The 20,044-nt window shown below is 66.4% G+C and carries 13 protein-coding genes; 7 read left to right on the forward strand and 6 right to left on the reverse strand.

The genetic code is table 11. The features are described from left to right. Nucleotides 1–130: 130 nt before the first annotated feature. The 3 genes from C8J47_RS02480 to C8J47_RS02490 form a co-directional block, all read right to left on the reverse strand. Nucleotides 131–841: a DsbA family protein gene (locus tag C8J47_RS02480; RefSeq protein ID WP_121884298.1), complete on the reverse strand. Its 711-nt coding sequence runs from the start codon at nucleotides 839–841 to the stop codon at nucleotides 131–133. Next, entirely contained in the window at nucleotides 838–2,193 is a 1,356-nt protein-coding gene (locus C8J47_RS02485; RefSeq protein ID WP_121884299.1) for a M48 family metalloprotease, read from the reverse strand. Before C8J47_RS02485 ends, C8J47_RS02480 begins: the two co-directional genes overlap by 4 nt. A gap of 606 nt (nucleotides 2,194–2,799) precedes the next feature. Beyond that, nucleotides 2,800–5,766: a ribonuclease E/G gene (locus C8J47_RS02490; RefSeq protein ID WP_259467318.1), complete on the reverse strand. Its 2,967-nt coding sequence runs from the start codon at nucleotides 5,764–5,766 to the stop codon at nucleotides 2,800–2,802. A gap of 540 nt (nucleotides 5,767–6,306) precedes the next feature. Here C8J47_RS02490 and C8J47_RS02495 point away from each other — a divergent pair. Continuing rightward, complete coding sequence (locus tag C8J47_RS02495; protein ID WP_121884301.1) at nucleotides 6,307–7,548, forward strand: N-acetylmuramoyl-L-alanine amidase; 1,242 nt, start codon at nucleotides 6,307–6,309, stop codon at nucleotides 7,546–7,548. 132 nt (nucleotides 7,549–7,680) lie between these two features. After that, the gene (locus tag C8J47_RS02500) at nucleotides 7,681–9,666 is read left to right on the forward strand and encodes an OPT family oligopeptide transporter (protein WP_259467319.1); all 1,986 of its coding nucleotides are present in this window, start codon (nucleotides 7,681–7,683) and stop codon (nucleotides 9,664–9,666) included. Between the two features lie 397 nt (nucleotides 9,667–10,063). Here C8J47_RS02500 and C8J47_RS02505 read toward each other — a convergent pair whose 3' ends face one another. The 3 genes from C8J47_RS02505 to queF all read right to left on the reverse strand — a co-directional run bounded on the left by C8J47_RS02505 (nucleotide 10,064) and on the right by queF (nucleotide 14,287). Further along, on the reverse strand, nucleotides 10,064–11,347 hold the full coding sequence (locus tag C8J47_RS02505; protein ID WP_056051630.1) for a glycoside hydrolase family 130 protein: 1,284 nt from the start codon (nucleotides 11,345–11,347) through the stop codon (nucleotides 10,064–10,066). Nucleotides 11,348–11,411: 64 nt separating this feature from the next. Next, nucleotides 11,412–13,682 (reverse strand): glycosyltransferase family 4 protein, encoded by a 2,271-nt coding sequence (locus tag C8J47_RS02510; RefSeq protein ID WP_121884302.1) that lies wholly within the window; start codon nucleotides 13,680–13,682, stop codon nucleotides 11,412–11,414. A 146-nt stretch (nucleotides 13,683–13,828) separates the two neighbouring features. Further along, nucleotides 13,829–14,287: a preQ(1) synthase gene (queF, locus tag C8J47_RS02515; RefSeq protein ID WP_056411723.1), complete on the reverse strand. Its 459-nt coding sequence runs from the start codon at nucleotides 14,285–14,287 to the stop codon at nucleotides 13,829–13,831. Between the two features lie 197 nt (nucleotides 14,288–14,484). On the opposite strand from queF, the gene C8J47_RS02520 reads away from it, so the two are divergent. The 5 genes from C8J47_RS02520 (at nucleotide 14,485) to C8J47_RS02540 (ending at nucleotide 19,834) form a co-directional block, all read left to right on the forward strand. After that, nucleotides 14,485–16,035, forward strand: a complete 1,551-nt coding sequence (locus tag C8J47_RS02520) for a cryptochrome/photolyase family protein (protein WP_121884303.1) — start codon at nucleotides 14,485–14,487, stop codon at nucleotides 16,033–16,035. Between the two features lie 24 nt (nucleotides 16,036–16,059). Continuing rightward, a complete protein-coding gene (locus C8J47_RS02525; RefSeq protein WP_121884304.1) occupies nucleotides 16,060–16,902 on the forward strand; it encodes a sulfurtransferase in 843 nt (280 codons plus the stop codon). Continuing rightward, a complete protein-coding gene (gene metC / locus C8J47_RS02530) occupies nucleotides 16,899–18,095 on the forward strand; it encodes a cystathionine beta-lyase (protein WP_121884305.1) in 1,197 nt (398 codons plus the stop codon). Before C8J47_RS02525 ends, metC begins: the two co-directional genes overlap by 4 nt. Nucleotides 18,096–18,113: 18 nt before the next feature. After that, complete coding sequence (gene bluB / locus C8J47_RS02535; RefSeq protein ID WP_121884306.1) at nucleotides 18,114–18,761, forward strand: 5,6-dimethylbenzimidazole synthase; 648 nt, start codon at nucleotides 18,114–18,116, stop codon at nucleotides 18,759–18,761. Nucleotides 18,762–18,982: 221 nt separating this feature from the next. After that, nucleotides 18,983–19,834: a TorF family putative porin gene (locus C8J47_RS02540; RefSeq protein ID WP_060526552.1), complete on the forward strand. Its 852-nt coding sequence runs from the start codon at nucleotides 18,983–18,985 to the stop codon at nucleotides 19,832–19,834. The last annotated feature ends 210 nt before the right edge of the window (nucleotides 19,835–20,044 follow it).

Consider the following 20,044-nt stretch of genomic DNA (forward strand, 5'->3'; position numbering starts at 1 on the left):
GTGAGGGGAAGATGGGGGTGGTGGGGTGCGAAAGTAAGGGCCCCCACCCTGTTCTCCTGCGAACGCAGGAGCCCAGGATACCGGGCGTTGCGCTTTGTAACCCTGGGCTCCTGCGTTCGCAGGAGAACGGTTAGCCCGCGCGGGCTGCGGCGACGGCTTTTTGGAGGTCCTCCAGCGGTAGCGCCCCCGACAACACGCGGTCGCCCACCACCCAGCTTGGCGTACCGGTCATGCCGAGCTTGGCGGCGGTTTCCATGTTCTTGGCGATCTCGGCGTCGGCGGTCTTGGTGAAGCTTGCCTGCGTGGTGTCGACCCCGGCCTTACTCGCAGCCGCTGCGATCGAGGCGTCGCTGACGGGGCCGCCGGCGTAGAGCGCGTCGTGGAAGGTGGCGAACTTGCCCTGTTGCGCGGCGGCGAGGCTGGCGCGCGCGGCGATGCGGCTTTCGGCGCTGAGGATCGGGAGTTCGCGGAAGACGACGCGGACTTTCGCGTCGGCGGCGATCAGCTTGGCGATCATCGGCAGGCTCGCGCGGCAGTATCCGCAATTATAATCGAAATATTCGACCAGCGTGACGTCGCCCTTGGGGTTGCCGGCCCAGGCGCTGCCGAACGGCGTGACGATCGCGTCGCGGTTGGCGGTGACGGTCTTGCCCGACTCGCGGTCGCGCAGTTTCTCCATCGCCTCGGGGAGGATTTCGGGGTGCGCCAGCACATAGTCGTGGACGATCGATTCGACCTGTGCGCGCTCGACGCCGCCGCCCTGGCGGTCATAGCCCCAGACCGCGAGGCCTCCGATGACGGCGCCCGCGACGGCAATCGCGGGGAATGTAAGTTTGCTCATTTGCGGCGCTTATACTGCTTGGGATTGTCGTCCATCTCGTTCTGCGCGGCCATCGCGATATCCTGTGCGCGGATCCAGTCGGTGGTGTTCGCCGGGATGTTCGCGAGCGCATATTGTGCGCTCGCCGAGGCGGTCCGCATGTCGCCGCCCATGCTGGCGCGCTCGGCGGTGGCGAGCGCGGCGCGGGCGGTGTCGCCGGTGAGTTCGTAGACAGTGCCGAGCTGCATCCAGGCGAACGGGTTCTGGTCGTCGCGGCCGACTGCGGTGCGCAGGACCCTGGTCGCCTCGGGGTAGTTCGCCTTGTTCTCGGTCGCGATGAGCGCGTGGCCGAAGGTGGTGGCGATCAGCGGGTTGTTGCGCGAACCCTCCGTGGCTTCGCGCAGGGGGACCAGCGACTCGGTCGGCTTGCCCGCCTCCAGCAGGATCTGACCCTTGATCTCGAGGAAATACGGGTCGGTGGGCTCGGCTTTTACGAGCGCGTTGGCCTCGGCGTCGGCTTTCTCCGGGTAGCCGGCTTTGTGATAGGCATAGGCGCGGGCGTAGTGCGCGTAGATCGACTGGTTGCTGGGCGGGTAGGCTTGCAGTGTCTGGTCGGCGGGCATGACGTAGCCGGCGAGTTTGGCCTTCACGCGGCGGAAGCGTTCTTCCAGTGCGGCGTCGGGTTTGTTGGCCCAGGCGGGCGAGGCTTGCAGGTCAGCGGTGAGGGTGGCGACGCGCTCGCCCGACAGCGGATGCGACTGCATGAACGGATCGATGTTGGCGGTGCCGAAGCGGTATTCCTGCTGCTGCAATTTCTTGAAGAAGCTGAGCATGCCGCGGCCGGAGACGTTGGCCTCGCGGAGGAATTTCGCGCCGGTGGCGTCGGCGGTCGATTCCTGGACGCGGCTGAACGAGAGGTAGCTGCCCATCGCCGCCTGCTGACCCGCCGCCATGATGCCGGCGCCCGCTTCACCGGAACCGGCCGCCATCGCGGCGAGGCCGAGGACCATCGAGAGCAGGTACATGCCCATTGCCGGCTTGGTGCCGCGGTCGGCGAGGACGACATGGCCGTCGGCGATGTGGCCGAGCTCGTGCGCGATGACGCCCTGGACTTCGTTGGCGTTGTCGGCGGCCTGGATGAGGCCCGAGTGGACGTAGACGGTCTGGCCGCCGGCGACGAACGCGTTGATCGAGTCGTCGTTGATGAGGACGACCTTCACGTCGCGCGTCGAGAGCCCGGCGGCCTTGATCAGCGGGTTCGACATCTCCGCGAACATAGTCTCGGTCTCGGCATCGCGGAGGATCGACTGGGCCTGGAGGGGCGTCGTCCAGAGGAGGAGGGCGGTGGCTGCGGCGGCTACTAGGCGCTTCATTTTACGGGGTATCGTCGATTGGGGGCGGGGGGGCAATGGTCGTGCGGTCGGGCGTGCGGTGGAGTGAAGTATAGGAAGTGCAGACGCTCGGAGCTGTTTTGCGGTTGGTGGGAGTGTGGGTGGCATTGGGGGAGGGGAGCAGGGTTTGGGTGTGTAGGACAGGGGTTTGAGGGGGGCATTACGGGTTGCTACGCCGGCTGTCGGCCACTTCCCCGGCTATCGGTTTCCTCCCTGGCTATCAGGGCACCGCCCCGGCGGAGGCCGGGGTCCAATTGGGGGACCGGGCTAACTGAGGGTGGCGCTTCGTTATTGCCACCTTTCCACTTGGGCCCCGGCCTTCGCCGGGGTGGTTGTGGATGGGGGAGTTCGGCGTGCGTCACTCCGGCGCTGGAACCCAAACCTCGTATCGCCCCCGTGTCGTGTTCACCCGCGAAGGCGGGTGCCCAGTCTGGGTCCCCGCCTTCGCGGGGATACAAGCTTTTCTCGTTCGCCACGTGAGGCATTGGGCGCTCACGGATATCGTGCTGCCGGAGGATCGCTTCCCCACAGACGAAAACGGGCGCGGCCTTTCGGTCGCGCCCGTTTCTTTAGTTACAGCGTCCGGCGTTAGCCGAAGGTGCGCTGCCACCAGCCGCGGCGGGGGGCGCCGTCGGGGTCGTCGTTGGTGTCCGAGGTCGCGACGTCCTGGGGCTGGACTTCGGCCTTGGGCGGGGTCGTTGCGATCGGCTCGGCGAGCGGTTCGCTGGTCGGGGCGGCATCGCCGGCATCGACCACCGCTGCTTTCCGCGGACGACCGCGGGGCTTGGCGACCTTGGCGGGTGCTTCCTCGACGACCGCCTCTTCAACCGCTGGCGCTTCGACCACCGCGTCCGACGCCTTGCGACGCGCACGCTTGGGCTTGGGCGCCGACGCTTCGATGGTCTCGGCGGGCGTTGCGCTCACCTCGTCCATCGTCGCTTCCGCAACCGCCTCGCGACGGCGACGACCGGGCTTCGGTGCAGCCGGCTCGGCCGCGACGGGCTCCGGAGCGATCGGCGCCGGAACCACTGGCTCCGGTGCAACCGTCTCGGCTTCCGCCTCGACCGCGCGTGGCTTGCGGCCACGGCGAGCCTTGGGGGCTGCATCGGCGACCGCATCGGCGATGTTCGCCGCTGCGGCTGCCGCACGGGCACGCGGACGACGGCGCATCTTCGGACCCTCGGCGACTTCCGCCACCGGAGTTTCCTCGACGACCGGTTCGAACGCCGGCTCGTAAGGCGGCTCGGCGTAGGTCGATTCGACCGGCTCGTACGCTTCCGGCTCGGGCGCCTCGGCGATCAGCTGGGCGTCGTCGATGCTGCTGACGGCGACCGACTGGCCGTTCTCGGCGCCCTGCTCGTTGCGGCGACCGCCGCGACGTCCCCGACGACCGCGACGACGACGGCCTTCGCCCTCTGCGCCGTTCGCCTGCTCGGCAGGTGCGCCGGCCTCGACCGCTTCGCCACCGCCGACTTCGACGATCTCGCCCTCGACCTCGTCGATCTCCTCGACGTTGGTGTCGGCGTCCTCGAACGTACCGTCCTCGTTGACGCCCTCAGCTGCACCTTCCTCACCGGGACGTGCGCGACCACGGCGACCGCGGCGACGACGACGCTTCTTGCCGCCTTCACCATCCGCATCGCGAGCCTCGCGGGGCGCACGCTGCTCGCCATTGCCTTCGCGGGGCTCACGACCCCCCTCACGACGCCGCGGCTGCTCGGCCTCGGCCTCCTCGACTTCCTCTTCCTCGATCTCGTCCTCGATCTCCTCGGGGAGGTCGTCTTCGTCTTCCTCGATGATCTGGACGAACTTCGGGGCGTGCGCGGGCGGCGGGCCGCTGGCCTCGACCGTCATGTGCGCGCCTTCCTCGTCCTGGCCGGGGATGATTTCGACGATCACGCCGTAGCGATCCTCGATCTCGGCGATGTCGGCACGCTTGCGGTTGAGGATGTAGACCGCAGCTTCCTGGCTCGCGCGCAGGGTGAGCAGCGAACCGCGACCGCGTGCCGCCTCGTCCTCGATGAGGCGAAGCGCGGAGATGCCCGACGACGATGCGGTGCGGACCAGGCCGGTGCCCTCGCAATGCGGGCAGGCGCGGGTCGACGCTTCGAGCACGCCGGTGCGCAGGCGCTGGCGGCTCATTTCCATGAGGCCGAACGACGAGATGCGGCCGATCTGGATACGCGCGCGATCGTTCTTGAGCGCCTCCTTCATCGCCTTCTCGACCTTACGGACGTTGGAATTGTTATCCATGTCGATGAAGTCGATGACGACGAGCCCGGCCATGTCGCGCAGGCGGAGCTGGCGGCCGATTTCCTGTGCGGCTTCGAGGTTGGTCGCAGTCGCGGTCTGCTCGATCGAATGCTCGCGCGTCGAACGGCCCGAGTTGATGTCGATCGAGACGAGCGCCTCGGTCGGGTTGATGACGAGGTAGCCACCCGACTTCAGCTGGACGACGGGGTGGTACATCGCGGCAAGCTGATCCTCGACGCCGGCGCGCTGGAACAGCGGCACGGGGTCGGCGTAATGCTTGATGCGCCGCGCGTGCGTCGGCATCAGCAGGCGCATGAACTCGCGTGCCTGGCGATAGCCGTCCTCGCCCTCGACGATGACCTCTTCGATTTCCTTGTTGTAGATGTCGCGGATCGCGCGCTTGATCAGGTCGCTGTCGCCGTAGACGAGCGCGGGGGCCGACGCCTTGAGCGTGGCTTCGCGGATGCCGTCCCACAGACGGGCGAGGTAATCGAAGTCGCGCTTGATCTCGACCTTCGAGCGCTGGAGACCCGCGGTGCGGACGATGCAGCCCATCGACGGCGGCAACTGCATGTCGGCCATGATCGTCTTGAGACGCTTGCGATCGCCCGCGTTGCTGATCTTCCGCGAGATGCCGCCGCCGTGCGACGTGTTCGGCATCAGCACGCAATAACGACCGGCGAGGCTGAGGTACGTGGTCAGCGCCGCGCCCTTGTTGCCGCGCTCCTCCTTGACGACCTGGACGAGCAGCACCTGGCGGCGATGGATCACGTCCTGGATCTTGTAGCGGCGGCGCAGGTTCATGCGACGCTCGCGCAGGTCCTCGACCGCGGCATCGTCGGCGCTCGGCTTGCGTTTCCGTCGCGGGGCTTCGCCGGATTCGCCGCCCTCGAGTTCTTCGGCGACGTCGGGGTCTACACCGCCATCGTCCTCGAAGCGCTCGATGTCGTCCTCGTCGTCACCCTCGTCTTCGTCCGAATCGTAGTCGGCGCGAAGGGCGGCTTCCTCGGCGGCGTGCTCTGCTTCCTCACGGAGCAGCGCGTCGCGGTCTTCCTTGGGGATCTGGTAGTAATCGGGGTGGATCTCGCTGAACGCGAGGAAGCCGTGGCGATTGCCGCCGTAATCGATGAACGCCGCCTGGAGCGACGGCTCGACCCGCGTGACCTTGGCGAGGTAGATATTGCCCTTGAGCTGCTTGCGTTCGGCACTCTCGAAATCGAATTCCTCGATCCGGTTACCCTTGACGACTGCGATCCGGGTCTCTTCCCGGTGGCGTGCGTCGATCAGCATGCGCGTTGTCATTATAGATTCTCCGCGCGCGCGCCGGGCCTGTCGGCAGCCGTCGCGCGCTTGATGGTGGTGCGGTCGGGCACGGACGCCCGGACTCGCGGATGGTGTGCGAAACTGCCTCTGCGCGAAGTGCATGCCGCGGGAACTCTCCCTGCGGCGCCCGCACGACCGCGAGTCCGTCGGCGAAGGCCGGTCGGAGTGCGGGGCGGGGGGAATGCGTCATTCGAGCGTCAACCTGAATTGCCGCGCCGGCGAGAATCCGCTGGCGGGCGTCGAGACCGGCGCGTCGCTGGTAAAAACTAGGCGACACACGGCTGTACGACAGGACTAGCACTGCATACCCGATCTCGCAACTAGCCCCGGAACCGTCGCTTTCGTGGGCGTTTCGGCTCGAATTAGGGGCAGCGAGGCGCAGACTTGCCGGGGCGGCAGAGCCTTGCCGGCAAATACATGGCAAACGGCAAATTAACCGCACTGCGCAACCGCGTCTTGTGATGCGAGGCGCTATCGCTCGCTCGCAGAGATCGGATGTATCGATCAAAGGGGTGTAGCATGGGTTTTCGCTGGACCGGCGGCAGGGCCGCACGGCAAGGACGCGAGGTGTTGACGGTCATCGCCCTCATCGCCGGCTGGCTGGCGAGCGTCCCCGCCTGGGCGGCGACCGTGCAGAGCGTCGCGATCAGGGACGGGCGGATCGTCATCCGCTTCGACGAGGCGGTCGGCGATGCCGCCAGCCGCGTTCTGACGGGGCCGCGCCAGATCGCGGTCGACGTGTCGGGCGCTACTCCGGGGCGGGAGATCACCGGCCGCGGGCTGGTGACCGGCGTTACGCAGATGCGCAGTGGGCGGTCGGGCATGCGGATGGTGTTCGATCTGGCCGAGCCGGCGATCGTCACCGACGGCGGGTTCGACTCCGACGGGCGCGAGCTGACACTGGCGTTGCGCACGGTCGATTACGATCAGTTCGCAGAAGCCGGGATCGCCGGGCCGCTGAACTTCTTCCCGTTCAATTTCGGCGCTGCGTCGCGGCCCAAGTACAAGGTGTCGGTGCCGGTGCCGCCCAAGGCGCGGGGGATGAAACTGCCGCGCGTGCAGGGCGACGATACGCGACCGCTGGTGGTGATCGACGCGGGGCATGGCGGTGTCGATCCGGGCGCGATCGGGCCGAACGGGCTGCGCGAGAAGGACGTTACGCTGAAGGTCGCCAAGGCGATCCGCGACGAGTTGCTGGCGTCTGGGCGCGTGCGCGTGGCGCTGACGCGGAACGACGACCGCTACCTGATTCTGCGCGAGCGGTACGGCGTTGCGCGGCGGTTGAAGGGTGACCTGTTCATCTCGATCCACTGCGACAGCACGGGTTCCGAGAACGCGACCGGGGCGACGGCGTACACGTTGTCGGAGGTGGCGTCGGATAAGGAAGCGGCGCGGCTGGCGGCGCGCGAGAACAAGGCGGACGTGATCTCCGGCGTGAACCTCGGAGAGGCGCCCGCGGACGTGTCGTCGATCCTGATCGACCTCACGCAACGCGAGACGATGAACGCGTCGGCGACCTTCGCGCGGTTGCTCGGGCGTGAGGCCAGGCCGTTGATGCCGTTGAAGGCGAACTTCCACCGGATGGCGTCGCTGATGGTGCTGAAGGCGCCGGACATGCCGTCGATCCTGTTCGAGACTGGGTATATCTCGAACCCGCAGGATGCGGCGTTCCTGGATAGCGAAGAGGGGCGGCACCGGATCGCGGAGAGCGTCACGCGGGCGGTCGAGGTGCATTTCGCGCGCCGGATGGCAGCTCGGTAGGGTTCGGGGAGGGGGTGCTCCCTCCTCCTTGTTCTCCAGCTTCGCGAGAGAACAGGCTAGTTACGGTCGATACTGTTTCCTCTGATCGCACATCATGCCACAAGTCGCCCAAATTGCTTTGAGGCTGACGACATGACCGACGCGACGCGGGGCGTAACCGACACGGGCCCCGAGACCAGCATGCGCGAGCTTACGTTTCGCGGGATCGTGCTCGGCGGGATCATCACGCTGCTGTTCACCGCGGCCAACGTCTATCTCGGACTCAAGATCGGACTGACGTTCGCGACGTCGATCCCGGCTGCGGTGATCTCGATGGCGGTGCTGCGGTTGTTCAAGGATTCGACGATCCTCGAGAACAACATCGTCCAGACGATCGCCTCCGCCGCGGGCACGCTGGCAGCGATCATCTTCGTGTTGCCCGGCCTCGTGATGATCGGCTGGTGGCAGGGCTTTCCGTTCTTCACCACTGCGGCGATCACGATGTTCGGCGGCGTGCTCGGCGTGCTGTTCTCGGTGCCGCTGCGGCGTGCGCTCGTCGTCGATACGGTGCTGCCGTATCCTGAGGGCCGCGCGGCCGCCGAGGTGCTGAAGGTCGGCGCGGGCAGTCGCGAAGGTGGCGAGGAGAGCGCGCGCGGGCTGGGCATCATCGTCGCCAACGCAGTCGTCTCGGCCGGGTTCGCGATCTTGACGCAGACCAAGCTCGCCGCTGCAGAGGCCGCGACGTGGTTCCGCGTCGGCGCGGGCGCGACCGGGATCTCGGGCGGGCTGTCGTTCGCGTTGCTCGGCGCGGGGCACCTGGTCGGCATCTCGGTCGGCATGGCGATGTTCGCGGGCGTGGTGATCGGCTGGTGGATATTGCTGCCGATCCTGACGTCGGGCGTGGTTGGGGGCGGCAGCGTCACCGGGACCGCGGAAGTGATCGCCAACACCGTTTTTCGCTCGGACGTCCGCTTTTTCGGCGCAGGCGTGATCGGCGTCGCGGCGATCTGGACGTTGTTGAAGATCGCCGGGCCGGTGGTGGGCGGCGTCCGCTCGGCGTTGGCGGCGTCGGCGGCCAAGCGTGGCGGCGAAGTGTTGGCGCTGGAAGAGCGCGACATTCCGATCGGGATCGTCGGGATCGGCTCGCTCGCGATGCTGGTGCCGATCGGCATCCTGCTTTGGACCGTCTTGCAGGGCGGGCCTCTGGAGGCGTCGGCGATCGGACTGATCGCGGGGAGCCTCGTGTTCATCCTCGTCATCGGCCTCGTGATCGCGGCGGTCTGTGGGTATATGGCGGGGCTGATCGGCGCGTCGAACTCGCCGGTGTCTGGGATCGGCATCCTTGCAATCCTGGCCGCGTCGATCCTGCTGGCGTCGTGGTTCGGCCGCGCGGTCGAGCCGGGGACGACGCAAGCTTTGGTCGCTTACGGACTGATCGTGACGGGGATCGTGTTCGGGATCGCGACGATCTCGAACGACAATCTGCAGGATCTGAAGACGGGCCAGCTGGTCGGTGCGACGCCGTGGAAGCAGCAGGTCGCGTTGCTGATCGGCGTGGTGTTCGGCTCGATCGTGGTGCCGCCGGTGTTGAACTTGCTGGGGAGCACGCTTGGGTTTGCGGGGGCGCCGGGGGCGGGGCCTAATGCGCTGGCGGCGCCTCAGGCGGCGTTGATCTCGGCGTTGGCGAAGGGCGTGCTGGGGGGGAACCTCAACTGGGCGATGATCGGGTATGGGGCGCTGACTGGCGTGGTCGTGATCGCGGTCGATGAATTGCTGGGCAAGGCGGGGAAGCTGCGGTTGCCGCCTCTGGGAGTCGGGCTTGGCGTATATCTGCCGATGTCGGTGACGTTGCCGGTGACTATCGGGGCGGTCGTGGGGTTTGCGTATGATCGCTGGGCGGATCGGGCTCGCGATCCTGAGCTTGCCAAGCGGATGGGCGTGCTGACCGCTACCGGCATGATCGTCGGAGAGTCGCTGTGGGGCGTCGGCTTTGCGGGGATCGTGTATTTGACCAACAAGGAGACGCCGTTGGCGCTCGTTGGGGACGGGTTTGCGAGCGTGGCGCTGATTGGCGGGACGGTGTTGTTCGCGGTGCTGACGTGGGTGATGTACCGGCGGACTATGGCGGCTTCGCGCTAGGCGCGTGCCCTCACCCTTCCCACCCGGTAAGCGCCGGGCGGGCCCCTTCCCTCTCCCCCGAGGGAGAGGGAGTAGAGAGTTTGTATCCCAGCGAAGGCGGGGATCCAGACTGGGCTCCCGCCTTTGCGGGATAACCAGACCCCCCCCGTTCGTGCTGAGTAGCGACCGAGTAGCTTCGAAGAAGCGTATCGAGGGCGCGTATCGAAGCATGCGTTCCGCGCGCCAACCTGTCCTTCGATACGCCCTCTCGATACGCTGCAAGAGCAGCTACTCGATGGCTACTCAGGACGAACGGAAGAGGGTTGGAACGAAGAGGGGAGACGGAAGAGGAGATGGAACGGAGGACGGGCGCAACGGAGGACGAGTGAGCGCCCGCTCCATTTGAGCCACGTCCCTCTCACTTCATCGCAGCAAGCATGTCCTTGATCGGCACGAACGCGAAGCCCACCGAGCTGTCCGCAATCCCGTACGGCATGAAGATCGTATCGCCATGCTTCAGCGCGCCGCAGCTGTAGACGACGTTGGGGACATACCCCTCGCGGTCCTGGTCCTTCGCCGCCAAAATCGGCTGGCTCGTCCGGCCGATCACCTTCGACGGATCGTCCTTGTCGAGCAGCACCGCACCGATCGAGTATTTGCGCATCGCGCCGACGCCGTGCGTCAGCAGCAGCCAGCCCTCGTCGAGTTCGATCGGCGGGCCGCAATTGCCGATCTGCACCAGCTCCCACGGATATTCGGGCGTCAGGATCTTCTCGCCGTCGTCCCAGTCGGTGAGCGTGTCGGACTTGAGCAGGAATAGGTTCTCGCCGTCCTGCCGGCCGATCATCATGTACTGGCCGTTCACCTTGCGCGGGAACAGCGCCATACCCTTGTTGCGCGCGGCGGGGCCGGTCATCGGCACGAGGTCGAACGCGCGGAAATCGCGGGTGCGCATCAGTTCGGACTGGATCACCGAGCCGTTATACGCGGTGTAGGTGCCGATCCATTCGTAATCGCCGTCCTCGTGCTGGAAGCGGACGATGCGGAGATCCTCGAGGCCCTTCGACTGCGCCTGCGTGATCGGGAAGATCACCGTGCCGCTCAGCGTGCTGTCGCGGTGGCGATAAACGGTGACGGGGCCGATCGGCATCTCGTCCTCGCCGCTGCCGACCGCATCGGTCGCGGTCGCGAACGGGGGCTCGGGCGCGAGCTTCATCTGGTTTTCGCAGGTGATGATGCCTTCGCGGAACGCAACCGACGAGATGTGACCCTCGCCGACCGCGCGCAGGCTCATCAGGATCCGCATCGAGCCCGGCGGCATGCCCGACTGGTCGAAATGGGGAACCGCGCTCGGGTTCATCAGCGCGGCGGCGGCATAGCTGTATTCGTGGCAGAAATACGCACCGATCAGCTGGCGCTTCTCGTCGCCGATCTCCGCACCGTTCAGCCCGAGCATGTCCTCGATCTGGTCGTAGCGCGTCATGAACACGCGCCGCGTCTGCCAGTGGCGTGCCTCGAAATCCTTCAGCACGACCTCGAGCTGCGCGCGCGCCTGTGCGGGCGACATTTCCAGCACTTCGCCGACGAGCCGCTCGGTGCGGCTCGGTGCGCCGCCATGACCGCCCCAGGCGATATGGAACGGCCGCACGACGACACGCGAAGGGTCCGCGTGCAGCCGCAGCTGGTGGTTGAACAGATCCATCGTAGCAGTGCCCCGCGTCGTTCCACTCAGCGCACCGTCGCCTGTCAGGCTGTCACTAGCGTGGCTAGGCGACGACGCGCGCCGCTCCTGCCACGCTTTGCGCTGCCTTTGATACCCCTGAAATGGCACAACTTGCGAGTTGAAGCGCCAAAATCGACTCGGCGCCCTGGTTTCGGTTGAGCCCGGTCGGCATCAGGCCGTCATAGCAACCGCCGTCCGCGACGCTCGCGAGCGGCAGGTCGAGGTCGTTGACGCCGAGGAACCAGCCGTAGGCGCGCAACGCCTCGTCACGCCAGCGCACGTCGCCGGTCGCGTCATACGCCGCGGCGCACGCGTCGACGGTCGCCTGCGCCTCCAGCGGCTGCTGGTCGAATTGCAACGGCTCGGCATAGGGCCGGTTGAAGCTCTCCGACCCGACCGCGCGGAAGCGACCCTCCGGCGAGGTCTGCTTGGCGACGATCCAGTCGAGCGTGGCGAGGCCGCAGTCGATCAGGTCCTGACGCCCAAGGGCTTGGCCTGCGCGGATCAGCGCCTGCGGGAGGCGCGTATTGTCGTAGGCGAGAACGATCTCGAACCATTGCCACTCGGGGCGACGTGCTTTCGCGAGAAGGTCGAGATGGACCTTGGGGAACGCCTCGAGGATCGACAGCGACAGCTGGTGACCGGGCTTGGCCTCCAGCATTGCCGCCGCACCGAGCATCGCGAACGCTTGGGCACGCAAGGAGCCAAGTTCGAGCGCCATCGACGCAGTGGAATCGAACATCGCGGTCGCCCAGTCGCGGTGCTTGGCAGCCTGCGCATCGCGCGCGGTGACGCCGAGCGACCAGAGCGTGCGGCCGTTCGAGTCTTCCGAGCCCGAATCCTCGCACCAGGTGCGATCGAAGTTCATGAAGTTGCGGAACCGGCGCGTGTCCGGGTTCCACGCGTACTGCACGAACGATGCATAGATCGTCATCCATTTGTCGCGGGTGACGTCATCGAGATCGGGCAGCGCGCTCATCAACATCAGCGCGCGGCAGTTATCGTCGATGCAGTAGCCGTGGCGACGATCGGGGATCGAATAGATCGAATGCTGGAGCATGCCGGTCGAATCGCTCATGCGCTCGACTGCGGCGAAATCAGGCGTCAGCTGCTTCAGCGGGGCTGGCACCTTGGCGAGGCGAAAAGGGCGCGCCGCCACGATCGCACGGATCTCCGTCATCATCGCCTCGGCGAGCTTAGGCCAGATCATCGTGCGACCGCGCGCATAGGCGCGCTCGGCCAGACGATTGCGATCGCGGTCGTTCGACATCAGCGCGTCGATCTCACGCGCGAACGCATCGACGTCGCCGAACGGGACGAGCACGCCGTGGCCATCTGCGAGGATCTCGGTCGCATGCACGTACGGCGTCGAGATGACGGGCTTGCCGACACCGATCGCGTAGCTGAGCGTACCCGATGTGATCTGCGCGGGGTTGGTGTACGGCGTCACATAGACGTCCGCCGCCTGAAGATAATCAAGCAGTTCGCCATGCTCGAGGAAGGCATCGACGAACGAGACGTTGTCGGCGACGCCCTTCTCGGCGGCGAGCGCCTTCAGCTTGTCGCGGTACTTCTCGCCCTCGTACGCGACGAGGTTCGGGTGGGTCGCGCCGAGCACGACGTAGAGCAGGTCGGGATGCTTCGCGATCACCGCGGGCAGCGCGTTGATGACCGTCTCGATCCCCTTGTTGGGCGCGAGCAGGCCGAACGTCAGCATGACCTTCCGTCCTTCCCAGCCGAACTTGTCCTTCAGCGCGGCCGGATCGAGCAGGTCGCGATCGGGCACGCCGTGCGGGATCATGACGATCTGGCGCGAATTGGCACCGTAGACACGCTGGAGGATGTCGCGGCCACGCTCGGCCATCACGACCACGCGGGCGGCGCGACGCAGCAGCCCTTCGAGCACGCGGCGCTCGTCGGCGTTGGGCTTTTCGAGGATGGTGTGCAGCGTGACGATGACGGGCAGCGTGGTGCGATCGAGCAGCGCGAGGATATGCTCGCCCGCCGGACCACCGAAGATGCCGTATTCGTGCTGAAGCCAGATCGCCTGCGCGCCGCTCGCCTCGATCTTCCGTGCGGTGTCGATATAGGCCGACAGCTCGGGCTCGGGGATCGTGCCGGTGACTTCGGCCGGGTAGTCGTATTTGCCGGGGTGATCGTCCATCGCATAGACGTCGACGGCGATCTCGGGAAAGCGCGCGCGCATGGCCGTGAAAACGTCGGTCGTGAAAGTGGCGATGCCACACTGTCTCGGCAGGAAATTACCGATCAGCGCCAGTCGCGCGATATTCTCACCGTCCGCCGGTTTCACCATACCCTGTCCCTCGTTTGAGCGCGCACTTCTGGGAGAACCCGGTCGCGCATCCATTTGAACGGTTCAGGTAGCATAAAGTTTCATCACATACTGCAGTGCAGCACGGGAATAATATCAATCTAAATCAAACCGATATTTCAGGCGCCTCAACCGCGACCGCGATACGAGGCGACTCCCTGGTCCGGCAGCCACAGATCTTGCGGCGGTGCACTCGATTGCCAGAACACGTCGATCGGGATTCCGCCGCGCGGATACCAGTAGCCGCCGATGCGCAGCCACACCGGTTTCATTTCGTCGAACAGGCGCTCGCCGATGCCGACGGTGCAGTCTTCGTGGAACCCGGCATGATTGCGGAAGCTGCTCAGGAAGAGTTTGAGCGACTTGGATTCGACGATCGTCTCGCCGGGGACATAGTCGATGACGAGGTGCGCGAAGTCGGGCTGGCCGGTGACCGGGCACAGCGAGGTGAACTCGGGCGCCGCGAACCGAACGAGATACGTCCGGCCCGGCCGCGGGTTCGGAACATAATCGAGCACGGCCTCTTCTGGAGAGGCGGGGAGGGCGCTGTTCTGGCCGAGATGCAATGGGTTCTGGGGAGCGGTCATGTGCCGCCATGTAGGATGTACAGGGGGTGCCGCAAAGTGGGTTACATGTTTGATATTGGCTTTGCCCGCTCGTCATCCCCGCGGAGGCGGGGACCCATATCCTCGGACGGTCGCGATCATGCCGCGAAGCCTGCCAGTATGGGTTCCCGCCTGCGCGGGAATGACGATCGCATGCTAGTAGCGATGGGGGCCGCAAAGTGACCGTCAGCACACTCGTACCGATCCTAGGCGACCAGCTCACTATCGACATCGCGTCGCTGCGGGACTGCGATCCGGCGACGACCGTGGTGCTGATGATGGAGGTCGACGAAGAGACGACCTATGTCCGCCACCACAAGCGCAAGATCGCGTATATCCTGTCGGCGATGCGGCACCACGCCGAGGCGCTGCGCGAGGCCGGGTGGACGGTCGAATACGCCAAGCTCGACGACCCCGACAACGCCGGCAGCTTCACCGGCGATATCGCGCGCGCGGTCGTACGGCATGATCCCGAGCGGATCGTCGTCACCGAGGGTGGCGAGTGGCGCGTGATGGCGATGCTCGAAAGCTGGGAGACGCTGTTCGGCATCCCGGTCGAGATCCGCAGCGACGACCGCTTCCTCGCCAGCCATGCCGATTTCGAGACGTGGGCGGCGGAGCGGAAGACGCTGACGATGGAGTGGTTCTATCGCCAGATGCGGACGCGCACCGGGCTGTTGATGACCGCCGGCAAGCCCGAGGGCGATCGCTGGAACTTCGACAAGGAGAACCGCAAGCCCGCGAAGAACGACCTGCTGATGCCGCGTCCGCTGGTGTTCAAGCCGGACGCGATCACGCAAGGTGTGCTGGCGCTGGTGGCGGAGAGGTTCGCGGATCATCCGGGGAGCCTCGACGGGTTCGAATACGCCGTGACCGCGAAGGATGCGGAGCGGCAGGCGGCGAATTTCTTCAAGCACGCGCTCGCGCAGTTCGGTGACTACGAGGATGCGATGCTCACCGGCGAGCGGCATCTGTGGCACTCGATTTTGTCGCCGTACATCAATTCGGGGCTGCTCGATCCGCTCGATTTGTGCCGTCGGGCGGAGGCGGAATATCGCGCCGGGCGGGCGCCGCTGAACGCGGTCGAGGGGTATATCCGCCAGATCATCGGCTGGCGCGAATATATGCGCGGGATCTACTGGCGCGAGGGACCGGATTACGTCGAGCGCAACTTCCTCGACCATCACCGTGAGTTGCCCGGCTGGTACTGGACCGGCGAGACCGACATGCACTGCCTGCGCGAGGCGATCGGCCAGACGCTGGACACCGCGCACGCACACCATATCCAGCGGCTGATGGTGACGGGCAATTTCGCGCTGCTGATCGGCGCGGACCCGGCCAAGGTGCACCTCTGGTATCTCGAGGTGTATGTCGACGCGTATGAATGGGTCGAGCTGCCCAACACGCTGGGGATGAGCCAGTTCGGCGATGGCGGCTTGTTGGGGTCTAAGCCGTATATCTCGTCGGGCGCGTATATCGACCGGATGTCCGATTATTGCGGGACGTGCCGATATAATGTGAAGCAGCGGATCGGGCCCGATGCGTGTCCGTTCAACGCGCTGTACTGGGATTTTCTCGCGCGGCACGAGGACAAGCTCGGGCGCAACAACCGGCTGGCGATGCCGTATCGCAACTGGGCGAAACAGTCCGATGCGGACCGCGAGGCGACGCGCGCGCAGGCGGCGGGGTTCCTCGCCTCCCTCGACGCGAGCGGCCCGGCTGGCTACTGACCGATCGAGCACAAGGAGCCGCATATGGACGCGTTGGTAAGCACCGATTGGCTGGCGAACGAACTGGGCGCGGCATCAGGCTTGGGCGATCTGCGGATCGTCGACGCGACCTACGCCGAGGGCCGCGATGCGGGGGCGGAGTATGAGGCGGCGCATATTCCCGGCGCCGTGTTCATGAACCTCAGCGAGTTGCGCGATACCGACAGCGACCTGCCGAATACTCTGCCCTCGGCGGAGAAGTTCGCGAGCCGGATGCAGACGCTGGGACTCGGCGATGGCAGCCGGATCGTGCTGTACGACAGCTCCCCCTGGCATACGGCGGCGCGCGCGTGGTGGATGCTGCGGCTGTTCGGCGCGCACAACGTCGCGATCCTGGATGGCGGGTTCGCCAAGTGGCAGGCCGAAGGGCGCGAGACCGTGTCGGGGAAGGAGACGCCGCGGCATCGTCACTTCACGACATGGGCGGACCTGAAGGGCGTGCGCGATCTCGAGCAGATGAAGGCGAACGTCGCAAGCGGGGCGGAGCAGGTGCTCGACGCGCGCTCGGCGGCGCGCTTCACCGGTGCGGAGGAAGACCCGCGGCCGGGCACCGCGCCGGGGCATATACCGGGCTCGAAGAACCTGCCCCAAGGCGCGGTATTCAACGCCGATGAGACTTGGAAGACCGGCGACGCGCTGAAGGCCGAGTTCGACAAGGCGGGCATCGACCTGGCGAAGCCGATCGTGATGACCTGCGGCTCGGGCATCACCGCGTCGGTACTCGCGTTCGGCGCACACCTGCTCGGCAACGATGCGGCGCTGTACGACGGCAGCTGGTCAGAATGGGGCGGCGATCCCGAGACACCCAAGGCGACAGGAACGGCATGAGCGATACGAACAAGCCGGTCGGCGACGCGACCAAGGTCGTCCTCGCCGGTCGTCGCCCGGAATGGACTCAGGGCATCGTAAGCCCGCCGGTCTGGCGCGCCTCGACCATCCTTTATGATTCGGTCGGCCATCTCCGCGAAAGCGCCACGCGCGATACGCATCACCGGCTGTTCTACGGGCGGAAGGGTACGCCGACGCAGTGGAGTCTTGCCGACGCGCTGACTTCGCTGGAGCCCGGCGCGGAGGGGACGTTCCTCTATTGCTCGGGCGTCGCGGCGATCGCGGCGGCTCTGCTGTCGGTGCTGTCGCCCGGCGATGAGCTGCTGCTGGTCGACAGCGCCTATGACCCGACGCGCGGGATGGCTGGCGGACTGCTCAAGCGGTTCGGCATCACCACGCGCTATTACGACCCGATGATCGGCGCGGGCATCGCTGACCTGATTGGCGACAAGACGCGGGCGATCTTCATGGAAAGCCCCGGCTCCTTGAGCTTCGAGGTGCAGGACGTCCCCGCGATCGTCGCCGCCGCCAAGGCGCGCGGCGTGACGACGTTGCTCGACAACACCTGGGCGACCCCGCTGTTCTTCCCCGCGATCGAGCACGGCGTCGACCTCACGATCCTCGCCGGCACCAAGTATGTCGTCGGCCACTCGGACGTCATGCTCGGCTCGGTCACCGCAGCCCCCGGCCATTTCAAGAAACTGCGCGAGACGAGTTTCCAGCTCGGCCAGGTCGCCAGCCCCGACGATTGCTGGCTCGGCAGCCGCGGCTTGCGTACGATGGCGGTCCGCCTCGCGCAGCATCAGTCGAGCGCGCTCACCATCGCCAAATGGCTGCAATCGCGGCCCGAAGTCGCGCAGGTCCTCCACCCGGCGCTCCCCGACTGCCCCGGCCACGACCTGTTCGTCCGCGACTTCAAGGGCTCCAGCGGCCTCTTCTCGTTCGTCCTGAACGGTGGTGACGAGGCGTCCCGCGCTGCGCTGATCGACGCGCTGCAGCTGTTCGGAATCGGCTATAGCTGGGGCGGCTTCGAAAGCCTCGCCATCCCCGCCGACCCGCACCGCCACCGCACCGTCACCCAGCGCACCGCTGTCGGCCCCCTGGTCCGCCTCCAGATCGGCCTCGAAGACCCCGCCGACCTGATCGCCGATCTCGAAGCCGGGCTCGCCGCCTTCTCTGCCACAAAGGTCTAGACGATTTCCGATCGAGGCGTGTCCGCGCGGGAGGCCGACGCCCCCATCTTCGGCCCCGCGTTCCAGGCCGAGCTGGACGCGCTGTTCCGCTGGCGCCGAGACGTCCGACGGTTTCGTCGCGATGCGTTGTCGGTCGGGTTGCTCGACCGGTTGCTAGAGACGGCGAACGCCGCCCCGTCGGTCGGACTCAGCCAGCCGTGGCGGTTCGTCACGGTCGACGACCCCGCACGCCGCGCCGCGGTCCGCGCCGATTTCGAGATGTGCAATGCGGCGGCGCTGGCGACGCAGGACGAGACGCGGGTGGCCAACTACGCGCGGCTCAAGCTCGCCGGGCTCGAACAGGCGCCGTGTCATGTCGCGGTGTTCGTCGAACCCGACCCGGCGCAGGGCCACGGTCTCGGCCGCCGGACCATGCCCGAGAGCGTCGCCTATTCCGCTGTCATCGCGGTGCACACGGTCTGGCTAGCGGCGCGCGCACACGGGATCGGCCTCGGCTGGGTCTCGATCCTCGACCCCTCGCGGATCCGTGAGATTCTGGACGTGCCCGAGACGTGGCAGCTCGTCGCGTATCTCTGCATCGGATATCCCGAGATTGACGTGGTCACTCCGGAACTGGAGCGCGAAGGCTGGGAAAAACGGCGTTCGATCAGCATCGTGGCGCGCTGAGACGTACGTGCGGCCCGCGCCGGCTATCCAGCGACACTGTGGCGCATGCGCAACATGCGTGCTGTCAAAGCCCGATTGTACGCAAGATTCGCTTGTGCGCTGCACCATGCGCTGTCATCCCGATGTCATCGTCGGAAAGACCGCGCTGGGGTTCGGCCCCTAAAGATGCGGCGTCCGCGGATGCAGGGCGGACATCGACTTCCGGTATCGAAAGGGAAACGATGCGCTTCACCACACTTCTTCTCGGCGGCATTGCTTTGGCTGCCGCAACGCCAGCGTTCGCGCAGGACGATACCGCGCCTCCCAAGGAGGTTACGGTCACGGGCTCGGTCGGTCTCGTCAGCGACTATCGCTTCCGCGGCGTGTCGCAGTCGGACGAGAACCTCGCCGTCCAAGGCGGCATCACGATCGCGCACAAGAGCGGCGTGTACATCGGGACCTGGGCGTCGAACCTGTCCGGCTGGGGCACGTTCGGCGGCGCCAACATGGAGCTCGACCTGATCGCCGGGTACAAGGTGCCGGTCGGTGGCGGCGCGCTCGATGTCGGTGCGACTTGGTACATGTATCCGGGCGGCTTCGACAACACCGACTTCATCGAGCCCTATGCCAAGCTGTCGGGCACCGCCGGCCCGGTCGCGTTGCTCGCGGGCGTCGCCTATGCGCCCAAACAGCAGGCACTGGGGCCGTGGTACACCAACGGTACGTCGGCCGCGAACGGGGTGTACGACCGCGTCAACGCCAAGGACGACAACCTCTATCTGTGGGGCGACGTCAGCAGCGGGATCCCGACCACCGGCGTGACCGTGAAGGCGCATGTCGGCTATTCGCGCGGCAACAAGGGCCTCGGGCCGTTCGCGACCAGCGTGTCGCCGACGGGTGAGTATTGGGACTGGCTGCTCGGTGCGGATTACGTGATCCCGACGACGCCGCTCACGCTGGGGGTCGCCTATGTCGACACCGATATCTCGAAGCGCGAATCGGCGTATCTCCAGCCAAGCTTCAGCCGGGGCCAGGATGGCACCGGTTCGATCGCCGGCGGCAAGGTACTGGTGTCGCTGACCGCGGCATTCTGATCGCTCTGAGGAGAGGTCTCCCCCGAACCGTGTTTCCCCGCGAAGGCGGGGACCCAGTCTGGGCTCCCGCCTTCGCGGGAGAACAAGACGGGTAGAGGTTCCGCAATACCGGAACCGTCATCCTGGGCTTGACCCAGGATCCAGAGCCGCAGGCGTTCCGTTCGTGGCTCTGGATCCTGACTTTCGTCAGGATGACGGGAGTGGGGCGGC

The sequence above is a fragment of the Sphingomonas sp. PP-F2F-G114-C0414 genome, from assembly GCF_003688595.1.
Taxonomy (GTDB): domain Bacteria; phylum Pseudomonadota; class Alphaproteobacteria; order Sphingomonadales; family Sphingomonadaceae; genus Sphingomonas.

Bases quoted from the DNA above. Each gene is read 5' to 3' on its own strand.
- C8J47_RS02510 (WP_121884302.1), bottom strand. From the start codon at position 13,682: ATGGTGAAACCGGCGGACGGTGAGAATATCGCGCGACTGGCGCTGATC.
- C8J47_RS02540 (WP_060526552.1), top strand. From the start codon at position 18,983: ATGCGCTTCACCACACTTCTTCTCGGCGGCATTGCTTTGGCTGCCGCA.
- C8J47_RS02480 (WP_121884298.1), bottom strand. From the start codon at position 841: ATGAGCAAACTTACATTCCCCGCGATTGCCGTCGCGGGCGCCGTCATC.
- C8J47_RS02495 (WP_121884301.1), top strand. From the start codon at position 6,307: ATGGGTTTTCGCTGGACCGGCGGCAGGGCCGCACGGCAAGGACGCGAG.
- C8J47_RS02500 (WP_259467319.1), top strand. From the start codon at position 7,681: ATGACCGACGCGACGCGGGGCGTAACCGACACGGGCCCCGAGACCAGC.
- C8J47_RS02525 (WP_121884304.1), top strand. From the start codon at position 16,060: ATGGACGCGTTGGTAAGCACCGATTGGCTGGCGAACGAACTGGGCGCG.
- metC (WP_121884305.1), top strand. From the start codon at position 16,899: ATGAGCGATACGAACAAGCCGGTCGGCGACGCGACCAAGGTCGTCCTC.
- C8J47_RS02485 (WP_121884299.1), bottom strand. From the start codon at position 2,193: ATGAAGCGCCTAGTAGCCGCCGCAGCCACCGCCCTCCTCCTCTGGACG.
- queF (WP_056411723.1), bottom strand. From the start codon at position 14,287: ATGACCGCTCCCCAGAACCCATTGCATCTCGGCCAGAACAGCGCCCTC.
- C8J47_RS02490 (WP_259467318.1), bottom strand. From the start codon at position 5,766: ATGACAACGCGCATGCTGATCGACGCACGCCACCGGGAAGAGACCCGG.
- C8J47_RS02505 (WP_056051630.1), bottom strand. From the start codon at position 11,347: ATGGATCTGTTCAACCACCAGCTGCGGCTGCACGCGGACCCTTCGCGT.